The 19,325-nt window shown below is 74.6% G+C and carries 16 protein-coding genes; 8 read left to right on the top strand and 8 right to left on the bottom strand.

The features are described from left to right. The first annotated feature begins 54 nt into the window (after positions 1–54). The gene (locus Ae150APs1_RS25920; protein ID WP_075300861.1) at positions 55–1,221 is read left to right on the top strand and encodes a hypothetical protein; all 1,167 of its coding nucleotides are present in this window, start codon (positions 55–57) and stop codon (positions 1,219–1,221) included. 47 nt (positions 1,222–1,268) lie between these two features. On the opposite strand, the gene Ae150APs1_RS25915 is transcribed toward Ae150APs1_RS25920, so the two are convergent. Beyond that, positions 1,269–2,369: a DoxX family protein gene (locus Ae150APs1_RS25915; protein ID WP_075300859.1), complete on the bottom strand. Its 1,101-nt coding sequence runs from the start codon at positions 2,367–2,369 to the stop codon at positions 1,269–1,271. A gap of 112 nt (positions 2,370–2,481) precedes the next feature. Between Ae150APs1_RS25915 and Ae150APs1_RS25910 the strand changes: the two genes are divergently transcribed. Together Ae150APs1_RS25910 and Ae150APs1_RS25905 are read left to right on the top strand one after the other, a co-directional pair. Beyond that, positions 2,482–3,444 (top strand): ROK family protein, encoded by a 963-nt coding sequence (locus Ae150APs1_RS25910; protein ID WP_083680553.1) that lies wholly within the window; start codon positions 2,482–2,484, stop codon positions 3,442–3,444. Between the two features lie 46 nt (positions 3,445–3,490). Further along, positions 3,491–5,209 (top strand): alkaline phosphatase D family protein, encoded by a 1,719-nt coding sequence (locus tag Ae150APs1_RS25905; protein WP_075300858.1) that lies wholly within the window; start codon positions 3,491–3,493, stop codon positions 5,207–5,209. Between the two features lie 16 nt (positions 5,210–5,225). Here Ae150APs1_RS25905 and Ae150APs1_RS25900 read toward each other — a convergent pair whose 3' ends face one another. Then, complete coding sequence (locus Ae150APs1_RS25900) at positions 5,226–6,008, bottom strand: maleylpyruvate isomerase family mycothiol-dependent enzyme (RefSeq protein ID WP_075300856.1); 783 nt, start codon at positions 6,006–6,008, stop codon at positions 5,226–5,228. 86 nt (positions 6,009–6,094) lie between these two features. On the opposite strand from Ae150APs1_RS25900, the gene Ae150APs1_RS25895 reads away from it, so the two are divergent. After that, positions 6,095–6,541 carry a hypothetical protein gene (locus Ae150APs1_RS25895; protein ID WP_139317206.1) on the top strand — a complete coding sequence of 149 codons (447 nt, stop codon included), beginning with the start codon at positions 6,095–6,097 and terminating at the stop codon, positions 6,539–6,541. Between the two features lie 125 nt (positions 6,542–6,666). Next, positions 6,667–9,942, top strand: a complete 3,276-nt coding sequence (gene icmF / locus Ae150APs1_RS25890) for a fused isobutyryl-CoA mutase/GTPase IcmF (protein ID WP_060572940.1) — start codon at positions 6,667–6,669, stop codon at positions 9,940–9,942. A 108-nt stretch (positions 9,943–10,050) separates the two neighbouring features. Here the strand turns inward: icmF and Ae150APs1_RS33980 are convergent, their stop codons facing one another. Then, complete coding sequence (locus Ae150APs1_RS33980; protein WP_249266483.1) at positions 10,051–10,617, bottom strand: hypothetical protein; 567 nt, start codon at positions 10,615–10,617, stop codon at positions 10,051–10,053. 37 nt (positions 10,618–10,654) lie between these two features. On the opposite strand from Ae150APs1_RS33980, the gene Ae150APs1_RS25880 reads away from it, so the two are divergent. Further along, entirely contained in the window at positions 10,655–11,494 is an 840-nt protein-coding gene (locus Ae150APs1_RS25880) for an MFS transporter (protein WP_075300854.1), read from the top strand. A 335-nt stretch (positions 11,495–11,829) separates the two neighbouring features. Here Ae150APs1_RS25880 and Ae150APs1_RS25875 read toward each other — a convergent pair whose 3' ends face one another. Together Ae150APs1_RS25875 and Ae150APs1_RS25870 are read right to left on the bottom strand one after the other, a co-directional pair. Continuing rightward, a complete protein-coding gene (locus tag Ae150APs1_RS25875; RefSeq protein ID WP_083680554.1) occupies positions 11,830–13,086 on the bottom strand; it encodes an alpha/beta hydrolase in 1,257 nt (418 codons plus the stop codon). 74 nt (positions 13,087–13,160) lie between these two features. Further along, positions 13,161–14,414, bottom strand: coding sequence for an MFS transporter (locus Ae150APs1_RS25870; protein ID WP_010227027.1), 1,254 nt, complete (start codon positions 14,412–14,414; stop codon positions 13,161–13,163). A 68-nt stretch (positions 14,415–14,482) separates the two neighbouring features. Here Ae150APs1_RS25870 and Ae150APs1_RS25865 point away from each other — a divergent pair, with 68 nt between their 5' ends. Both Ae150APs1_RS25865 and Ae150APs1_RS25860 read left to right on the top strand, forming a co-directional pair. Next, a complete protein-coding gene (locus Ae150APs1_RS25865; RefSeq protein ID WP_075300851.1) occupies positions 14,483–15,382 on the top strand; it encodes a LysR family transcriptional regulator in 900 nt (299 codons plus the stop codon). Between the two features lie 91 nt (positions 15,383–15,473). Next, complete coding sequence (locus Ae150APs1_RS25860; RefSeq protein ID WP_139317225.1) at positions 15,474–16,226, top strand: helical backbone metal receptor; 753 nt, start codon at positions 15,474–15,476, stop codon at positions 16,224–16,226. Positions 16,227–16,558: 332 nt separating this feature from the next. Here Ae150APs1_RS25860 and Ae150APs1_RS25855 read toward each other — a convergent pair whose 3' ends face one another. The 3 genes from Ae150APs1_RS25855 to Ae150APs1_RS25845 are packed head-to-tail and all read right to left on the bottom strand — an operon-like array spanning position 16,559 to position 19,225. Continuing rightward, positions 16,559–17,821, bottom strand: a complete 1,263-nt coding sequence (locus Ae150APs1_RS25855; RefSeq protein ID WP_139317207.1) for a helix-turn-helix domain-containing protein — start codon at positions 17,819–17,821, stop codon at positions 16,559–16,561. 20 nt (positions 17,822–17,841) lie between these two features. Continuing rightward, entirely contained in the window at positions 17,842–18,036 is a 195-nt protein-coding gene (locus Ae150APs1_RS25850) for a ferredoxin (RefSeq protein ID WP_075300847.1), read from the bottom strand. 1 nt (position 18,037) lies between these two features. Then, entirely contained in the window at positions 18,038–19,225 is a 1,188-nt protein-coding gene (locus Ae150APs1_RS25845) for a fatty acid desaturase (RefSeq protein ID WP_075300846.1), read from the bottom strand. Positions 19,226–19,325: the final 100 nt, after the last annotated feature.

Genomic DNA, 19,325 nt, shown 5'->3' with positions numbered 1-19,325 from the left:
CGCCCCCGCCGGCAGGTCCCGTGACCTCGCGGCCCGTGACGTCGTTGGAGAGACATGCTCGGTCACCCGGACGATCCCCGCGGCGTCGTGCTCCCGCTCGACGGGCGGCCCGGTGCGGCTGGGACGGGGCAGGGCGGGAACCCGGCACCTGCCCGGAACGGCACACCGCCCGGCCCCGCCCTGCTGCTGAGCTGGCGGCCGGCCGATCCCCGCTCCACCGACGCCGACCGGCCCTGGGGCGCGACGCTCTCCGCCTCCAGCGAGCTGGCCCGCCGGCTCGCCCGGCCGGGGAGCTCCCGCGGCCCGGAGCGCGGCCGGACCTTCCGCCTCACCCTGCCCGAGGCGTTCGGGGCCGAGCCGCTGCTCACGCTCGCGGGCGGCGCGACCGCTCCCGGCCACCCCGGGCTCTCGGCCGTGCTGCCGGTGGGCGACCCCGCGTCCGGCCCGGCACCGGGCGCCGGGCTCGGCCTGCTCGCGCTCACGGTCGCCGCCGAGATCGCCGCGATCGGTACCCAGCACCGGGTGGTCGACGAGCTGACCTCCGCCGTCGACGACCTCGCGCCCGGGTGCACGCTGCGGCTCGACTCGCGGCTGCGGGCGGCCGAGGAGTCGCTGCGCGACGCGCAGACGGAGCTGCTCGAGCACGGGGCGATCACCTCCGGTGCCAGGCTCGACACCGCCGTCGCGAACCTGGCCGTGCTGCGCCACCAGACGCACGCGTGGATCTCCGGCTGGGAGCGCGTCACGGCCGCGGCCGACCCGTCGGGAACCGGCGGCATCGGCCTGCGCGAGCAGCTCGGCGAGGTGGGCAGGCTCGGCTGGGACCGGTTCCCGGGCGCGGTGCTCGGCGCCTACCTGGCGCTCGTCCTCGACGCGCGCCGCATCCTGCTCACCGCGGCCGACCACCTGCTGCGGTCGCCGAACCGGCCGCTGGCGGCGCTGCGCCCGCTGGTCGAGTCGGACCTGTCCGGGCGGATCGCCGACGTCGGGCGGCTGCACCGGCTGGCGACCGGCCTGTCGGTGCTGCCGCTGACGGTCCGCAAGCGGTCCGGCGGGATGCTGCCGCACCTCATCGCCGACCAGGCCGCGACGAACGCGCGCACCCAGGCGCTGTTCACCCGGCTGGCGAACGCGCTGCGCCCGGCCCCGTGGTCCGGGCGGGTCGTGGTCGAGGTGCAGTCACTGGAGAGCGGCGAGCTGCAGGTCCTGCGCCCGGTCTGACCGGCACACCCCGCCCCCCGGACCGGATCAGCGAGGACGGGGCGCGCTCAGCGCGCGGCGGCCTTGGCGCGCTTGCGGGCGTCCTTCGCGCTCTTCTTCGCCTGCTTGGCCGTCTCGGCACCGGCGGTGGCGGCACGGTCGGCCAGGTCGGAGCCGAACTTCGCGGCCTGCGACTGGGCCTGGCTCGCGAGCGAGGAGAACCGGTCGGCGTACTCCGGCGCGCGCTTCTCGACGCGGGCGACGGCCTTCTGGGCCTGCTTCTCCCAGCGGGCCCGGCGCCGCTCGGCCTCCTGGATCCACCGGTCCCCGGTGCGCTCGGCGACCTTGCGGTACTGCGCACCGCGGCGGTCGACGGCCTTCTCCAGCTTCGCGCCGTGCTTGTCGGCGGCCTTCGCGAGCTTGGCGCCCTTCTTCTCGGCCGCCTTCGCCCGCTTCTCGGCCTTCTTAGCCGCCTGCTCGGCGGCGGCCGAGAGCTGCTCGGACCAGGTCGAGGCCCGCTCGGAGGCGACCTCACCCAGGTGCGCGGCCTGCTCGGACGCCTTGCCGCTCCACTCCGTCGCGCGGTCCCGGACCACCGGGCCGTACTCCTCGACGGCGTCGTGCAGCCGCTCACGGCCACCTGCCGCGGCCGCCGCGATCGACGACCCGGCGCCGGCCAGGCCGGCCGCGAGCTGCGAGCCGGTCTCGGAGTCGGCCGAGGAGAACCGGTCGTGCACCTGCTCGGCCGCCTTCCGCGCCCGGTAGGCGTTCGACGGCTTGCCGTGCGTGTCGGACGCGGCGATGAGCAGGCCGCCCAGCAGCCCGACGTTCTTCAGGAAGTGGATCTGCTGCTCGGTGCGCCGCTGCTGGTCGGTCTCCTCCCAGAAGCGGTGCCCGGCGAGCGTCGTCGGGATGACGGTCGCGGCGAGTGCTGTGGAGGCGAGGCGGGGGAACTTGCCGACGGCCAGCAGCGTGCCGGCGGCGATCTTCACACCGGCGTCGACCTTGACCAGGGTCTCGGCCTCGGGGCGCCGGTCGAGCGGGGCGTTCTCGACGACCTTGTCGATGGCCGGGGAGGCCTGGTCGAGAACCGGCTTGGCGGCCTGCGCGTGGCCCTCGGGCTGGCGGAGGGCGTTGACACCGCCGTAGATGAAGACGGCCGCGAGCATGGGCCGGGCTACTCGTCGCAAGACTGGCATGGGTCACCTTTCCCCGGTCGCCGTATCCGCAAACCCGGGGGCGGGTGTGGCATCACGACGGTCGTGTCGCAATCATGCCGGGGTGACGAACGGACGGCGGGCGATCGGGCTCGACATCGGAGGAACGAAGGTCGCGGGAGCGATCGTGGGCGAGGATGGCACGGTCCACGCCGAACTGCGGCGCAACACCCCGGACACGTCCGACGCGAGCACGATGAACGACCTCCTCCGGGGGATGGTCGAGGAGCTGCGCGCGGACGGGGCCGGGGCCGGGGTGTGCGCGATCGGGGTCGGCGCGGCGGGCACGGTGGAGTGGCCGGTGGGCCGGATCCGCTGGGCACCGAACAACAACTACGAGAACTGGGACCTGCGGGCGGACCTGGAGGCGGCGACCGGGCTGCCCACCGTGGTCGACAACGACGGCAACGTCGCCGGTCTCGCCGAGGCCCGGCTGGGCGAGACCCGCAACGACGACATGGTGCTGCTGACCGTGGGCACCGGCGTCGGTGCCGGGATCGTGCTGGGCGGGAAGATCTACCGCGGGCCGCACGGCCTGGGCGCCGAGGTCGGGCACATGAACGTCAACCCGGAGGGCCCGCTGTGCGGGTGCGGGAACCACGGCTGCCTGGAGTCGATGGCCTCGGGGACCGCGCTGACCCGGATGGGGCGCAGCACCGCCGCGCACGATCCCGACGGGATGATCGCGGGCCTGGCCCGCGAGGCGGGCGGCGAGGTGACCGGGCAGCACGTGACGATGGCGGCGATGGCGGGCGACCGGACCGCGCAGTCGCTGTTCCAGCGGCTCGGGCGGGCCCTGGGCGTCGGGATCGCGAGCATCAACGCGATCTTCGAGTTCGAGGTCGTCCTGATCGGGGGCGGGCTGGTCGACGCCGGGGAGCTGCTGCTGGGTCCGGCCCGGCGGGCGGCGCGGGAGTTCCACTACGGGCCGCCCGGGGTCCGGCCGATCCCGCCGGTCGTGCCCGCCACCTACAAGGGGGACGCCGGCAAGATCGGCGCCGGCCTGCTGGCGCTCGAGGAGCTCTGAGTACGGCCCCCGGCGACGGGCCCGGGCCGGGTCTACCCTCGACCGGGTGACGCTCCTCCTCGGCCCGGTGCTGCGGCACGTCGACGACACCTCCGCCCTGGTCTGGGTCCAGACCGACCGGCGCTGCCGGGTGGAGGTGCTGGGCTGCACGGCGGACACCGTCGAGGTGGCCGGGCTGCACTACGCGATCGTCGTCGTCACCGGGCTGGAGCCGGACTCGCGCACGCCCTACGAGGTCCGGCTCGACGGCGAGACGGCCTGGCCGCAGCCCGGCTCGCCGTTCCCGCCCAGCGCGATCGCGACCCGCGGTCCGGCCACCGCCCGCAGCCAGCGGGTCGTCTTCGGGTCCTGCCGGTACGTGAAGCTCGCCGACCCGAAGCAGGCCCGGCACTACGGCCTCGACGCACTCGACGCCTACGCGACGCGGATGACCACCCGTCCGCACGAGGAGTGGCCGACCGCGCTGCTGCTGCTCGGCGACCAGGTCTACGCCGACGAACTCACCCCGCAGAGCCGACGGCGCATCGCCGGGCGCGGCGAGCGGCGCCCCGAGTGGCCCGACGACGAGATCGTCAGCTTCGAGGAGTACTCCGGCCTCTACCGCGACGCCTGGTCGGACCCGGAGGTGCGGTGGATGATGTCGACGATCCCCACCGCGATGATCTTCGACGACCACGACGTGCGCGACGACTGGAACACGTCCGGCACGTGGCGGGCACAGATCGCGCAGAAGCCGTGGTGGCGGGAGCGGGTGCGGGCCGGCCTGGCGTCGTACTGGGTCCACCAGCACCTGGGCAACCTCTCCCCCGCCGAACTGGAGGCCGACACCGACTGGCAGGCCGTGCGGGCCGCCGACGGCGACGTGTGGCCACTGCTGGCCGAGCGGGCCGACCGGTGGGACGCCGAGACCGGGGAGGGGGCCGCCCGGCACAAGGAGGAGCGTTTCTCGTTCTGCTGGGAGCTGGGGCACACCCGGCTGATCGTGATCGACTCCCGGAACGGCCGGATCGTGGAGTCGACGCCTCGCAAGATGGTCTCCGACGCCGAATTCGACTGGATCACCGACCGGGCGCTCGCGCCCGGGCCGCTCGACCACCTGCTGCTCGGCACCTCGGTGCCGTGGCTGCTGCCGCAGGTCATCTCGGACCTGCAGGCCGCGGTGGAGAAGGGCGGCAACCGGCCCGGGCGGATCGGCCGGGCCGCGGAGTTCCTGCGCCAGGAGGCCGACCTGGAGCACTGGCCCGCGTTCGGCCACTCGTTCCTGCGGATGGCCGAGCTGATCCGGGAGGCGTGCCGCCCGCGCGGCGACCGCCCGGCCCCGGCGACGGTGTCGGTGCTGTCCGGCGACGTGCACCACTCGTACGCCGCCGCGGCCGACGTGCACACCGACACCCCGGGGGACCGCCCGGGCCGCGGCCGCGACGGGACCCGGGTGCACCAGCTGACCTGCTCGCCGGTGCACAACATCATCCCCGGGTTCATGCGGGTGCTGTTCCGGGTCACCTGGTCGCGGGCGATCGCCCGGTTCTCGACGTCGTGGACCCGGGGCACCGGGACGGGACGGGCGGGCGTCGCGTGGGAACGCACGGCGGGCCCGCTGTTCGGCAACCTGATCGCCACCCTCGAGCTGGACGGCCGGCGCGCCGCCGTCCGCTTCGAGCGGCCCCGGACGGCGTCGGTACTGGACACCGCCGCCGAACGCGTCCTCACGCCCGAGACACCCACGGCGCACGACCACCTCCGGGCCGTACCGGCCGGGAGCTGACCACCGCGGGCCCGGCTCAGAAGGCGGTGCGGGCCAGCCAGTCCTGCCAGACCTGCCGGTCACCGAGGACGTCGAGCCGGGCGTCGTCGGCGGGGATGCGGCGCAGGACGCCCTGCAGGAGGTCCGCGGCAGTGCCCCGGACGGCGGCGGCGCCCTTGCCGTGGCCGGGTTCCCAGACGACCCGGCCACTCTCGGCCCGGACCAGCCACTCCCCCGCCGGGCCCAGGCCGTCGTCGGTGGCGTGCAGGTGCAGCGTGGCCCCCGGGGCGAGCGCCGGCTCGTCCGCCGCGGGCCGCGCGGTGAGCAGGTCCAGCCACTCCGACAGGCCGTCGGCGGCGAGCGCGGGGGCGATCTCGAACGGGGTCCCGAGTGCGATCGCCGCGTCCGCCCGGTGCACGGTCGCCTCGTGCAGCCGCCGGCGCACCCACCAGGCCGACGGCCGCGGCCCGGTGAAGGTCCAGACCGGGGCCTGTGGCCCGGCGGCGACGACGGCGTCGAGGAGCTCGTCGGCCCCGTCCCGCAGCCACTGCGCGGCGACCTCCGGCCCGCCCTCGGGCGGCCTCCCGCCGACGACCTCGCGCGGGTCCAGCCCCTCGGTCGCCCCGGAGGCGACCATCTGCGCCGCCCAGCGGTGCCCCCGGCCGACGTGCCGCAGCAGCTGCAGGAGCGTCCAGCCGGGGCAGGTCGGTACCTCGGCCGTCGGATCGGCCGTCTCCAGGAGGTCGGCGAGCCGGTCGTTCTCCGCGACCAGGACCTCCGCGTAGGGGTCGACGGCGCTGCGGTCCGGTGTCGAGGGCATGAAATCCGGCCTCCACTCGCGAAACAGTGAGTCACTTTTCCGGCGAGTCGCGCATGACGATCGTGCCGGTCGGGTACAGATAGATCATGCCGCCTCATCGCGACTGGACGCGACGGGGAGCGGGGCGTGCGCTGCTGTACTGGCCGTTGGTGGCCTTCATCCTGGCGGCGGCCTTTCCCGCTCTCGCGGTGCCGCTCGTCGTCGGCTCCGGTCTCGCCCTCCTGGCGCTCGGTCTCGTCGGCGGGTTCGCGGGCAAGCGGTGGCGGGCACGGCGGCTGGCCCGGGCCCGCCGGATCGTCGCCGACATCGCGGAGGACGTCCTGCCCGGCCCGGCACCCGAGGCCGCGGACGACCCGGACGAGCGGAGCACCGGATCCGACGGCCACGCGATTCCTGCGGTGTGGCCCACCGGCCGGCACGCCCGCAGGCACCGGACCCCCGGTACCCCCGGCACCTCCGCCGCCGGGGACGACTCCCCCGGCGGCGACGGGAACCCCGTCCACACGGGGCGCACCCACTCCGACGCGGCCTGAGACCGCTCACCCGCCCGCCTGCTCCACGGTGTGACGCACGCCCCGTTTCTTGTACGTCCAATACTAGGATGTCAAACTAAATCGGCCGGGACCTGTCGCCGTCCGCCCGGCGGGAGGAGCGGGTCATGGCCGACCCCGAGCTGCACGTGCCCACCCACCCGGTCCGGTTCGTCACCGCCGCCAGCCTGTTCGACGGGCACGACGCCGCCATCAACATCATGCGGCGCATCCTGCAGAAGCAGGGCGCCGAGGTGATCCACCTGGGCCACAACCGATCCGTGGACGAGGTCGTCACCGCGGCGATCCAGGAGGACGTCCAGGGCATCGCCATCTCCTCGTACCAGGGCGGCCACGTCGAGTACTTCTCGTACCTGGTCGAGCTGCTGCGCGAGCGCGGCGCCGGCCACGTGCGGGTCTACGGCGGGGGCGGTGGCGTGATCGTCCCCGAGGAGATCGAGCTGCTGCACTCCCGCGGCGTCTCCCGGATCTTCTCCCCCGAGGACGGCCAGAAGCTGGGCCTCCCGGGAATGATCAACATCATGATCCGCGAGTGCGACACCGACCTCACGGACCCGTCGGCGTCGACGGCCGGCTACGCGAGCTCCGCCTTCGGCGACGGGGTCCTCGCCGGCGAGACCGCCACCCTCGCCCGGGCGCTGACCCTGGCCGAGGCCGGCCGCCTCCCGGACGAGGTGCGGGAGCGGATCGCGTCGGTGGAACGCGCCGTGCCCGTCGTCGGCATCACCGGCACCGGTGGTTCCGGCAAGTCCTCGCTGACCGACGAGCTGGTCCGCCGGTTCCGGCTCGACCAGGAGGACAAGCTGCGGATCGCGGTCCTCGCGGTCGACCCGACCCGGCGCAAGGGCGGCGGTGCGCTGCTCGGCGACCGCATCCGGATGAACGCGCTCTCCGGTCGCGGGCCCGCCGGCGCGGGCGGCCCCGACAGCGTGTTCTTCCGCTCGCTGGCGACCCGCGGTCAGGACGGCGGCTCGCTGCCGGAGAAGCTGGGTGACACGATCTCGGTCCTGAAGGCGGCCGGGTTCGACCTGGTGATCGTCGAGACCCCGGGCATCGGCCAGGGCGACGCGGGCATCGTCCCGTTCGTCGACCACTCGCTCTACGTCATGACGCCGGAGTTCGGCGCGGCGTCGCAGCTCGAGAAGATCGACATGCTGGACTTCGCCGACGTCGTCGCGATCAACAAGTTCGAGCGCCGCGGCGCCGAGGACGCCCGTCGCGACGTGGGTCGCCAGCTCGTGCGCAACCGCGAGGAGTTCGGCGCGAGCTGGGAGGACATGCCGGTCTACGGCACCTCGGCCGCCACCTTCAACGACGACGGCGTCACCGCGCTCTACCAGCACCTGCGCGACCTGCTCGCCGAGGGCGGCCTGGCCGTCGCCGACGGCAGGCTGCCGCGGGTGGAGACGAAGACGTCCAGCGACTACGCGGCCGTCATCCCGCCGGAGCGGGTGCGCTACCTCGCCGAGATCGCCGAGACCCTCCGCACCTACCACTCCGACACCGAGACCCACGCCCGCGCCGCCCGGACCGCGCAGCACCTGCGCACCGCGAAGGAGCTCGTCGGGGGGTCCGACGTGGACACCGCGCTGCAGCGCGCGGAGAAGGAGGTCCCGGCGGAGTCCGCGGAGCTGCTGGAGCAGTGGCCGTCGCGGGTCGAGGACTACTCCGGCGACGAGTACGTCTACACCGTGCGGGACAAGGAGTTCCGCACGAAGCTCACGCGGGAGACGCTGTCGGGGAACAAGGTCCGCCGGGTCGCGCTCCCCCGCTACGACGACGACGCGGAGCTGCTGCGCTTCCTGCGGCGGGAGAACCTGCCGGGCCACTTCCCCTTCACCGCGGGCGTGTTCCCGTTCAAGCGGGAGGGTGAGGACCCGGCCCGGATGTTCGCCGGCGAGGGCGACCCGTTCCGGACCAACCGGCGGTTCAAGCTGCTCTCCGCCGACTCGGACGCGAAGCGGCTCTCGACCGCGTTCGACTCGGTCACGCTGTACGGGCACGACCCGGACACCCGGCCCGACATCTACGGCAAGGTCGGCACCTCCGGCGTCTCGATCGCCACGCTCGACGACCTCAAGGCGCTCTACGACGGCTTCGACCTCTGCTCGCCGACGACGTCGGTGTCGATGACGATCAACGGCCCGGCGCCGACGATCCTCGCCTACTACCTCAACGCCGCGATCGACCAGCAGGTCGACGGCTTCCGCTCCGAGCACGACCGCGAGCCCGACGACGCCGAGCGCGAGGAGCTGACCGCCTTCGCGCTGGCGAACGTCCGCGGGACGGTGCAGGCCGACATCCTCAAGGAGGACCAGGGCCAGAACACCTGCATCTTCTCCACCGAGTTCTCACTCCGGATGATGGCCGACATCCAGGAGTGGTTCATCGCGCACAAGGTGCGGAACTTCTACTCGGTCTCGATCTCCGGCTACCACATCGCCGAGGCGGGGGCCAACCCCATCTCGCAGCTGGCGTTCACCCTCGCGAACGGCTTCACCTTCGTCGAGTCCTACCTGTCGCGCGGGATGGCGATCGACGACTTCGCGCCGAACCTGTCGTTCTTCTTCTCCAACGGGATGGACGCCGAGTACACCGTGCTCGGCCGGGTCGCCCGGCGGATCTGGTCGGTCGCGATGCGGGACCGGTACGGGGCGAACGAGCGGTCGCAGAAGCTCAAGTACCACGTCCAGACCTCCGGTCGGTCCCTGCACGCGCAGGAGATGAACTTCAACGACATCCGGACCACGCTCCAGGCGCTCTGCGCGCTCTACGACAACGCGAACTCGCTGCACACCAACGCCTACGACGAGGCCGTCACCACCCCGACCGGCGAGTCCGTGCGCCGCGCGATGGCCATCCAGATGATCATCGGCAAGGAGTGGGGGCTGTCGCTGAACGAGAACCCGCTGCAGGGCTCGTTCGTCGTCGACGAGCTGACCGACCTGGTCGAGGAGGCGGTGCTGCGCGAGTTCGAGTCGATCGCCGAGCGCGGTGGCGTGCTGGGGGCGATGGAGACCGGCTACCAGCGCGGCAAGATCCAGGACGAGTCGATGCTCTACGAGCACCGCAAGCACTCGGGCGAGCTGCCGATCGTCGGCGTCAACACCTTCCTCAAGCCCTCCGACGACGACGAGGAGCCGCAGGAGATCGAGCTCGCCCGGGCCACCGAGTCCGAGAAGCGCTCCCAGCTGGACCGGCTGGAGGACTTCCAGACCCGCAACCGCACCGAGGCCGAGCAGGCGATGCGGCGCCTGCAGGACGTGGCCACCGGCGACGGCAACGTGTTCGACGAGCTGATGAAGGCCGCGCGGGTGTGCTCGCTGGGCCAGCTGACGACCGCGTTCTTCGAGGTGGGCGGGCAGTACCGGCGCAACATGTGAGACCGGCCGGGTGCGGCCGCCCCCGGCGGGGGTGGCCGCACACCCGTGTCCGCACCCGGACCGGTCGTTGCGCCGTCGAACCGATTTGAGTTGTTTGACCCTAAGCAACTAATGTCGGAGGCACCGCTGCAGAAAGGTGCCCCGACCGTGTCCGAGACCCTGCACGTCGAGTCCGCACGCCGGGACCGGGACACCCCGCACCCCCGGCGGCACGTCGTGTTCGCCGTGGTCTCGGTCGCGCTGCTGATGTTCTCGCAGGACCAGACCGCGGTGGCGACCGCGCTGACCACCGTCAGCGGCGACCTCGGCGTCGACCTCGCCTGGACCGGCTGGATCGTCACCATCTACGCCGTCGGCCAGATCCTCGCCCTGCCGCTCGGCGGGCGGCTCGCCGACCGCTTCGGCAGCCGGCGCACCTTCCTCGTCTCCGTCGCCGCGTTCACCGTGCTCTCCGGCCTGTGCGCGGTCGCCGGGGCGATCGGCCCGCTGATCGGGCTGCGGTTCCTGCAGGGCGTCGCCGGCGGGGTGATGCTGCCGGCCGCGAACGGGATCGTCGCGCACCACTACGGCCGCGACCGCGACCGCGCGCTCGCCGCCTTCACCAGCGTGTTCCCGATCGGCGCGATCCTCGGCCCGCTGGTCGGCGGGCTGATCCTGACCACCTGGTCCTGGCACGCGATCTTCCTGGTGAACGCGCCCCTGGGGGGTCGTCGTGGTCGGCGTCGCCGCACTGACCGTGCAGGACCCGCCGCGCCGCCGTCCGGACGCCGTCGACGTCCGCGGGATCGCGCTGCTCCTGGTCACGCTCGTCGCCGCGATGGTGGCGATCACCGGGCTGTCCGGTCTCGGCCGGACACCCGCGGTGCTGCCGCTGACGCTGGCCGCGGCGCTCGCCGCCGTCGCCGGCGGGTACGCGTTCGCCCGGCACGCATGGCGCCGGGAGGACGCCGTCGTGCCGTGGCGGCTCCTCGCCGGGCGCGGGCTCGGGATCATGAACGTCACCAACGTCCTCTTCGGAGCGGCGGTGATCGGCTTCTCGGCGCTGCTCCCGCTCTACGCGCAGACGCGCTACGGGCTCGCGCCGTTCGCCGCCGGCGCGCTGCTCACCGGGCGCGCGGCAGGGACGATCGCGTCGTCCGGGGTGTCGGTCGCGCTGCTCCGGCGCACCGGTCACCGGCCACTGCTGCTCGGCGGGATGGGCGTCATCGTGCTCGGGCTGCTGCTCAGCGCGGCACCGGCCGTGGGTGTCACACCCGAGGTCTGGCTGCTCGGCGCGGCGACGGTGCTCGGCATCGGCATGGGCCTGACCGGCCCGGCGGCGAACAACGCCGGCATGCACCTGGTCCCGGGCGACGTCACCGCGGTCGCCGGGCTCCGGATCATGTTCCGGCAGATCGGCGGGATCGCGGCGGTGGCCGCGACGACGGCGGCGATCGCCGCCTCCGCCACACCGGGTACGGCGGGGGCGATCGCGATCGTGGTGCTGGCCGGGCTGCTCGCGGCCGTCACACTGCTCGCGGCGCGCATCCCCAACCAGCGCGGCCAGTGGTGACCGTCCGGCCTAGCGGCGGGTCCGGCTCCGGCGACGGCCGCGGTTCCAGCCTCCGATGATGCCGATGGCCTCGACGAACGACTCCGCAGCCTTGGAGAGCTTGCGACCGGCCTTCCGCATCGGGTTCCTCCTGGGGATGTGCAACTGCTGGGGGCGGCGACCACGCTCCCAGACGGCGTTCCGCGAGCGCACGTGGGTTGCTGCTCCGGCAGGGTGACGGCGCGGACGCGGTTCCTTCCGGATCGGAAGCGTTGCCACCCGGCGCGCGGAGCGCTCCGCGGCGTGTCCGCGCGACACGTACGCCGGTCGGCGCAGCACCACACCGTCGTCCGGGGTCACACGTCCGATCGGGCGGCACACCGGCAGCCGGGGTCGATCCGGGTGTCGGCGCCGATCGCGGCCGTCAGCACCGGACCCAGTGTCGCCTGCATGCCACGGCGCGGGATCGCCGCCAGCCGCCCGGCGAGCCGGGGCAGCGCGCGGTGCGCCCCCGCCTCGACGACGTGCGCGACGTTCAGCGCGGCGAGGGAGTGGGTGTCCGTGGCGCTGTGCCCCTGACCCGCGAGCGGGACCAGGACGCCGTCCGGGAGCTCGGCGACGACCTGCTCGGCGACCGGTCGCGGGGTGCGCAGGTCCCGCTCGCCGGAGATCACCGCCACCGGCCAGCCGAAGCCACGGCGCGCGGCCGCGAGATCGTGCGGCGCCGCGTGCCCGGTCCCGCCCGCCATGTCCCCGTAGGTGCGCTGGAGATCGAGCACCTCGCCGTCCGGCGGGACCCCGAAGCCCAGCTCGCCGATCCCGATCGGCCGGACCAGATCGCCGTCGAAGATCATCGGTTCCCTCCTGCCCGCCGACTCGCCCGCGCCCAGCCCGGCGATCCACGCCCAGGAACGGCGGGCGCCGCCCCGGACGCGAGCGGCGAGCAGCCGTTCCAGCCGGGCCGGCCCGGCGAACTCGTGCACGGTCCGTACGACGGAGGTGAGGTCGCGCGGGTCCTTCCCCGCCGCGGCGAGGGCCGCCACGTGCCGCGCGCTCCGCGCTGTCCGGGGATCGGCGCCGTCCCGGTAGAGCCGGCGCAGGTGGGCACGCAGCACGGGCACCGAGCCCGGCCCCGTGCTCGGTGAGTCGAGCACCATCGCGGCGACCCGCTCCGGGTGCCGCGCCCCGAACACCTGGGCCAGGTAGCTGCCGTAGGACGTGCCGAGGACGACCGCGCGGTCGACGCCGTTCGCGTCGAGGACCGCGGCGACGTCGTCGGCGGCGGCCGCGGTGGTGACGTCGCCGGTGGTGACGTCCTGCCCGGTGCCGTCGGTCCGGGAGAGCCCCACCCCGCGGTGCTCGACCATGATCACGTCGAGACCGCGGGCGACCGCCGCCTGCCGCAGCGCGTGGTACGGCAGCACACTCGCGAGCCCCGGACCGCCCGGGAGGACGACGACCGGCGTCCGGTCCCCGCCCCGGGCACGGACCCAGGCCAGCGGGAGGACGCGACCGCCGTCGAGCGGCCGGTCCACCGTCCCGCCGTGCCGGGCCACCTGCTCACGTGCCGCCCGCTCCCGTACCTCGGCCGCTCGATCCCGTGTCCGTCCCACCCGTGCCTCCCCCTCGGCGCCGTTTCTTCCACCGTGGACGAACGGGCCGCCGCGAGGGTTCCGGGGCGTCCGGGTCAGGCCGGTGCCGGGGTGCGCCGCAGGACCAGCGCGAGCGCGAGCGCACCGGCGAGCAGCACGCTGACGTAGCAGACCACGCCGGCCCAGCCGGCGTGGTCGTAGGCGATCCCGCCGACGGCCCCGCCCGCGCTCGAGCCCGCGTAGTAGCCGACCAGGTAGAGCGACGACGCCTGCGCCGGCACCGCGCCCGTCATCAGCGCGGAGCGGCGGCCCACCCAGCTGCTCGCGACCGAGTGCGCACCGAAGAAGCCGACCGTCACCATCACCAGTCCGGCGAGGACGGTGACCAGGAGGTCCGCCCAGGTCACCCAGATCCCGGCCAGCGCGACGAGGGTCGCCACCCAGAGCACCGGACGGCGGCCGAACCGGTCGCCCAGCAGCCCGGCCCGGGTGGACGCCCAGCTGCCGGCGAGGTAGCCGAGGAAGACCAGGCCCACCAGCGTCGCGGGCAGCGAGAACGGCGGTGCGAGCAGCCGGAAGCCCAGGAAGTTGTAGACGGTCACGAAGGCACCCATGAGCAGGAACGCCATCCCGAACAGGCTGAGCAGACCCGGGTCGGTGAGGTGACGGCGCAGCGGGCCGCCGAGGTCGCGCAGCCTCGTCCGGGGCGGCGTGGGTGCCGTCGCGGGCGGCAGGAGCAGCCGGAACGCGATCGTGGCGGCGACCGACACCGCGCCGACCGCGGCGAGCCCGGCCCGCCAGCCGCCGAGGTCCGACACCCAGGTCGCGATCAGCCGTCCGGAGAGCCCGCCGAGCGTGTTGCCGGCGATGAGCAGGCCGACCGCACCGCCGAGGTGCTTCGCCGCGACCTCGTGCGTCAGGTGCGCCATCGACAGCGCCGGGAGCGCGGCGAGCGTGACGCCCTGCAGGCCGCGGATCGCCACCAGCGACTCGAAGGTCGGCGCGAACGGGGCGAGCAGCGCCAGCACGGCGGAGACCCCGAGCGCCCAGGTCATGACCCGGGCCCGGCCCCAGGACTCGGTGACGGCGGACAGCGGGAGGACGGCGAGCGCGAGCGTCCCGGTCGTCGCGGACAGGACGAGGCTGGCCGTCGAGGACCCGACGCCGAACTCCGCCGACAGCGTCGGCAGGAGGCCCTGCACGCTGTAGACCAGCACGAACGTCGCCACCCCTGACAGCCACAGCGCCGCGCCGAGGCGCAGGAAGCCCGGCGTCCCACGCTCGTGCGGGGGCGCGAGGCGGGTGCCGGTCCCGGTGTCTCCGGTGGTGGGACGTTCGGTCGTTGTCATCGCACACGACCGTAGGCGCGGGGGGTCGCATGCGTCCAATGCATGGTTTCACCGGATAAGATGCGGATGTGCATGAGTCGTTGGCGCCCGCGCTGCACCGGTTCGTCGCGGTCGCGCAGGACGGTCACCTGACGCGGGCGGCGGAGCGGATCGGCGTCCCGCAGCCCACGGTGTCGCGGGCGATCGCGCGGCTGGAGGACGAGCTCGGCGTCGCGCTGTTCCGCCGGGTCGGGCGCGGGCTGCGGCTCACCCCGGCCGGGCGGACGCTGCTGCCCCGTGCCGAGGCCGCGCTCGCCGAGCTGACCGCGGCCGCCGCGGAGCTCGCCGGTGACGCCGACCCCCGGACCGGGCGGGTCGCCTTCGGATTCCTCGGCACGCTCGGGACCGAGGTGGTGCCGCGGATCCTGCGCGGGTTCCGGGAGGCCCACCCGGGCGTCCGGATCGAGCTGGTGCAGAGCCGGCACGCCGTGCTGCTGGACCGGGTCCGGGAGGGCACCGTCGACCTGGCACTGACCTCGCCACTGCCCGACGAGCCCGGGCTCACCTCGACCGGCCTGGCCGAGGAGGAGCTGCGCCTGGTCGTGCCGGCCGGGCACGGCCTGTCGCGGCGGGTGGACGTCGATCTCGCCGAGGTCGCCGACGAGCCGTTCCTGCTGTTCGCGCGTGGCTACGGCCTGCACGGCACCGTGGAGGCGTGGTGCGAGGAAGCGGGCTTCCGGCCGCGCCGGGCCTTCGAGGGCGGCGAGACCGCGACGCTGCGGGGGCTCGCCGGTGCCGGTCTCGGCGTCGCGTTGCTGCCCCGCGGCCCGGACGCACCGGGGGTCGTCCAGCTCCCGGTCCGGTCACCGCGCACGGTCCGCACGCTCGGGATGGTGCACGCCGCGGGCGACCGGCCGACCGCGCCCGTGCGCGACCTGCGCGCCTTCGTCGCCGAGCACGGGCCGGGTCTGCTCGCGCACGGCGACTGAGGACGCGGCGGGACCCCGCGCGGACGTTCGGAGGGCCCGGCGGGCCGGACGGTGCCCGGCCCGCCGGGTTACGGTCGTCGGCGTGAACCCGGTGATCGACGACGAGGGCCGCGAGCCGGCCGTCCCCGCCGAGGTGCGCCGGGTGGTGTCCCTGGTGCCGTCGCTGACCGAGGCCGTCGAGGCGACCGCGCCCGGCCTCGTCGTCGGGGCGACCGACTGGTGCACCCACCCGGCCGGCCTCGCCGCCGAGCGGGTGCGGGGCACCAAGAACCCGGACGTCGAGAAGATCGTCGCCCTCGCCCCCGACCTCGTCCTCGCCAACCAGGAGGAGAACCTCCTCCCGGACCTCGACGCGCTGCGCGACGCGGGCCTGCCGGTGTACGTCACCGACATCCGCGACGTCGACGGCGGGCTCGCCTCCCTCGGCCGGATGCTCGCCGCCTGCCGGCTCGCCGAGCCGGACTGGCTGCGCGAGGCACGGGAGCTGTGGGCCGCGATCGAGCCCGCGTCGCCGCGGCGCCGCGCGGTCGTCCCGATCTGGCGGAAGCCGTGGATGGCGGTCGGCTCGGACACCTTCACCGGCGCCGTCCTGGACCGGCTCGGGATCGGCAACGTCCTCGACGACTCCCCCGAGCGCTACCCGCGGTTCGACCCCGCCACGCTGCCCGAGCACGACCTGGTGGTCCTGCCCGACGAGCCGTACCTGTTCACCGCCGACGACGGCCCCGAGTCCTTCGACGCCCCGTCCGTGCTGGTCAGCGGACGCCTGCTGACCTGGTACGGGCCGAGCCTGGTCGAGGCGGCCCGGGAGCTGCCCGCGGCGTTCGGGCTCGCGGCTGCCTGAGCCGGTCGCGGACGACGTGTCGCTGCCTCACCGGGGTGGTCCTTCTGCAGAATCGCTGCGTCAGGAAGCGATCTGACGGACACGGACCACCCGGCCCGGCTCGGCCCGCCGTCCACGGGTACGTCCTTCTACGGAATCGCTTCCTCAGGAAGCGACTCTCCGGAGGCCGACCCGGTCGACCCTCCCCTGCCCTGCCCTTCGAGGTCGCCCCTCCACCGAATCGCTTCCTGAGGAAGCGATTCTCCGGAATACAGGTCCGGCCGGTTCGGCAGGTCCGGCAGGTCCGGCAGGCACCGCGTTCCGCGGAACGCGGCGGGTCCGGCCCGGCCGGCTCACCCGTGCAGGACCGCGGATCCCAGGACCCTGCAGGCCAGCAGGGCGACCTCGACGTCGACGCGCCCCTCGGCCAGCGGCCGTCCCAGCACCTCCTCGGCGCGGCGCACCCGGTACTGCACGGAGTTCCGGTGCAGGTGCAGCTCGGCGGCCGCGGCGGCGAGGCTGTTCCCGCCGCGCAGGTAGGCGTCGACGGTGTCGCGGAGGCGTTCGTGCTGCTCGTCGTCGGCGGCGAGGGCGCCCAGGGTCTCGCGGACCCAGGCTCCGAGCAGGTCGGCATCGGCGCCGAGGAGCAGCAGCGGGCCGAGGTCCGCGGGGGTGGTCACCGGCCGGCGGGCGTCGGGGGCCGCGGCCGTCACAACCGACTGCACCTGCCGGGCCCGGCGGTGCGAGCGGCGGAACCCGTCGAGGTCGCGGTCGGGGGTGCCGAGCGCGACGAGCACCCCCTCCGGCGCGGGCACGGCGGACGCACCGGGGCCGGGGCCGGGGCCGGGGCCGGGGCCGGGGCCGGGGCCGGGGCCGGGGCCGGGGCCGGACGAGGCGTACCAGGCCCAGAGGGTCTCGCCGTCCGGTGCGACGACCAGCGGCGGCCGCGTGCACCCGAGCGCCTCCCCGAGAGCGGTGACCGCCCGTTCCAGGGACCGGCCCGGATCGGTGGTGCCCGGCGCGGACCAGAACACGGCCGCGAGGTGGTCGCCGACGACCGGGTGCCCCAGTGCCGCCTCCACGTCGGCGACGGAGCCGCCCCGGCCGGCGAGGACGGCGTCGACCATGGCGAGCCGGGCCGCGTCACGGCGGCGCACCCAGCCGTCCCGTTCGGCCTGGTGGACGGCGACCATCTCCTCCGAGACCCGGTCGACGTAGCCGAACGCCACGGCCGTCAGCTCCCGGACGGCGGTGGCGACCTCGCCGTCGGGCAGCCCGGAACCGGCGATCCGTCCGATCAGGACCTGCTGGAACGCGGCCTGCCCGAGCCGGTAGGCGCGCAACAGCACGGTGACGGGGACGCCCTGCTGGGCGAGCCGGCGGGCCAGGCCGGACGCGGACGGCGGGATCGGCGCGTCGTCCGCGTCGCCGCCGCCGGTCAGGACGGCCAGGGCACCGTCGAGCGAGCCCTCGATCGTCCCGACCAGCAGCTCACGCACCCGCGGGTCGCGGCCCAGCTCCGGCAGGCCCGCGTCGATCTCGGTGAGGACGTGCGCGCCGAGCGGGCCGAGGTCGTCCCGCGCCGCCCGGGCGAGGAGGTCGGTGACCGGGGGCACGTGCGGCACCGCAGCGCCGCTCAGGCCTCGTCGAGGCGCAGGGCCCGGGCCGGGCAGGCCCGGACGGCGGCGCCGACGTGCTCCCGGTCGGCCTCCGGCGGGTGCTCGTCGTGGACGACCACGACGTCGTCGTCCCCGATCGCGAAGTAGTCGTCGGCCATGGCCTCGCACATGCCGAAGCCCTCGCAGCCGGCGGCGTCGGCGACGATCCGCATCTCAGACCCCCTCGGCGTCGAGGGCGACGAAGTCGACCTTCTCGCGGACGCCGCAGTCCGGGCAGGTCCAGTCGTCGGGGATCTCCGACCAGGCGGTGCCCGCCGGGAAGCCCTCGGACTCGTGCCCGGCCGCGACCTCGTAGGTGTACCCGCACCCGGGGCAGCGGGCGGCGGTGACGCCGTCGGCCTGCGCGCGGCGCGCGGTGTCGGCCCGGTCGTCCTCCACGGTCCCCTCCACCGGCGGCGGGTACGTGGCCAGCAGCCGCTCCCGCTTCGCGGGCTGGAGGTTCGCCAGCCGCAGGTCGCCGTCGTAGTGGGCGATCACCAGCGGGTCCATCAGCCGCCGGAACACCGGCGGCACGAGCGCGGCCAGCATCATCCCGGTGTAGCCGGTCGGCAGGACCGGGGCCTCGGGGAAGTCGCGCAGCGTCTGGAAGCGCCGGGTCGGGTTCGCGTGGTGGTCGGAGTGCCGCTGCAGGTGGTAGAGGAGCACGTTCGTGGCGATGTTGTTCGAGTTCCACGAGTGCGCCGGGGTGACCCGCTCGAAGCGGCGACGGTCCGGCGGGCCCACCCGCTGCCGCAGCATCCCGTAGTGCTCCATGTAGTTGACCAGCTCGAGCAGGGTGAACCCGACGACGGCCTGCACCAGCAGGTACGGCAGCACGACCCAGCCGAACAGCGCGACCAGCGCACCCCACAGGACGAGCGTCATCAGCCAGGCGTTGAGCACGTCGTTCCCGATCCGGTACGGGTGCCGGTCGCGGCGGGCGAAGCGCTTGCGCTCCAGCCGCCACGCGCTGGTCAGCGACCCGACCACGGTGCGCGGCCAGAACCGGTAGAAGCTCTCGCCCATCCGGGCCGACGCCGGGTCCTCCGGGGTGGAGACGCGGACGTGGTGGCCACGGTTGTGCTCGACGTAGAAGTGGCCGTAGAAGCTCGGCGCGAGGGCGATCTTCGCCGCCCAGCGCTCGACGTCCTCGCGCTTGTGCCCGAGCTCGTGCGCGGTGTTGATCGCGACCCCCGCGACGGTGCCGAGGGTGACGGCCAGGCCGACGTCCCCGGCGAGCGGCGCCCCGGCGTCGGCGATGTACCACATCCCGGCGAACAGGCCCAGCAGCCAGGCGTGGCGCTTGCCGTCGTGCCAGGTGTCCTCGCTGTTCACCGGTTCGGACAGTGCGTAGGTCTTCACGGCCGGTCTCCCTCGCGTCGGCTCTGACGGGATGTGCCGTGGAACGGTAGGGAGATCGCGGCCGGGATCCGACGGCGCCGGGAACGAAGATCCCCCGTGC

Origin of the sequence: Pseudonocardia sp. Ae150A_Ps1, from assembly GCF_001932315.1 — a bacterium.
In the GTDB taxonomy this organism is placed as follows: Bacteria; Actinomycetota; Actinomycetes; order Mycobacteriales; family Pseudonocardiaceae; genus Pseudonocardia.
This window is presented reverse-complemented; position numbering and strand designations above follow the sequence as displayed.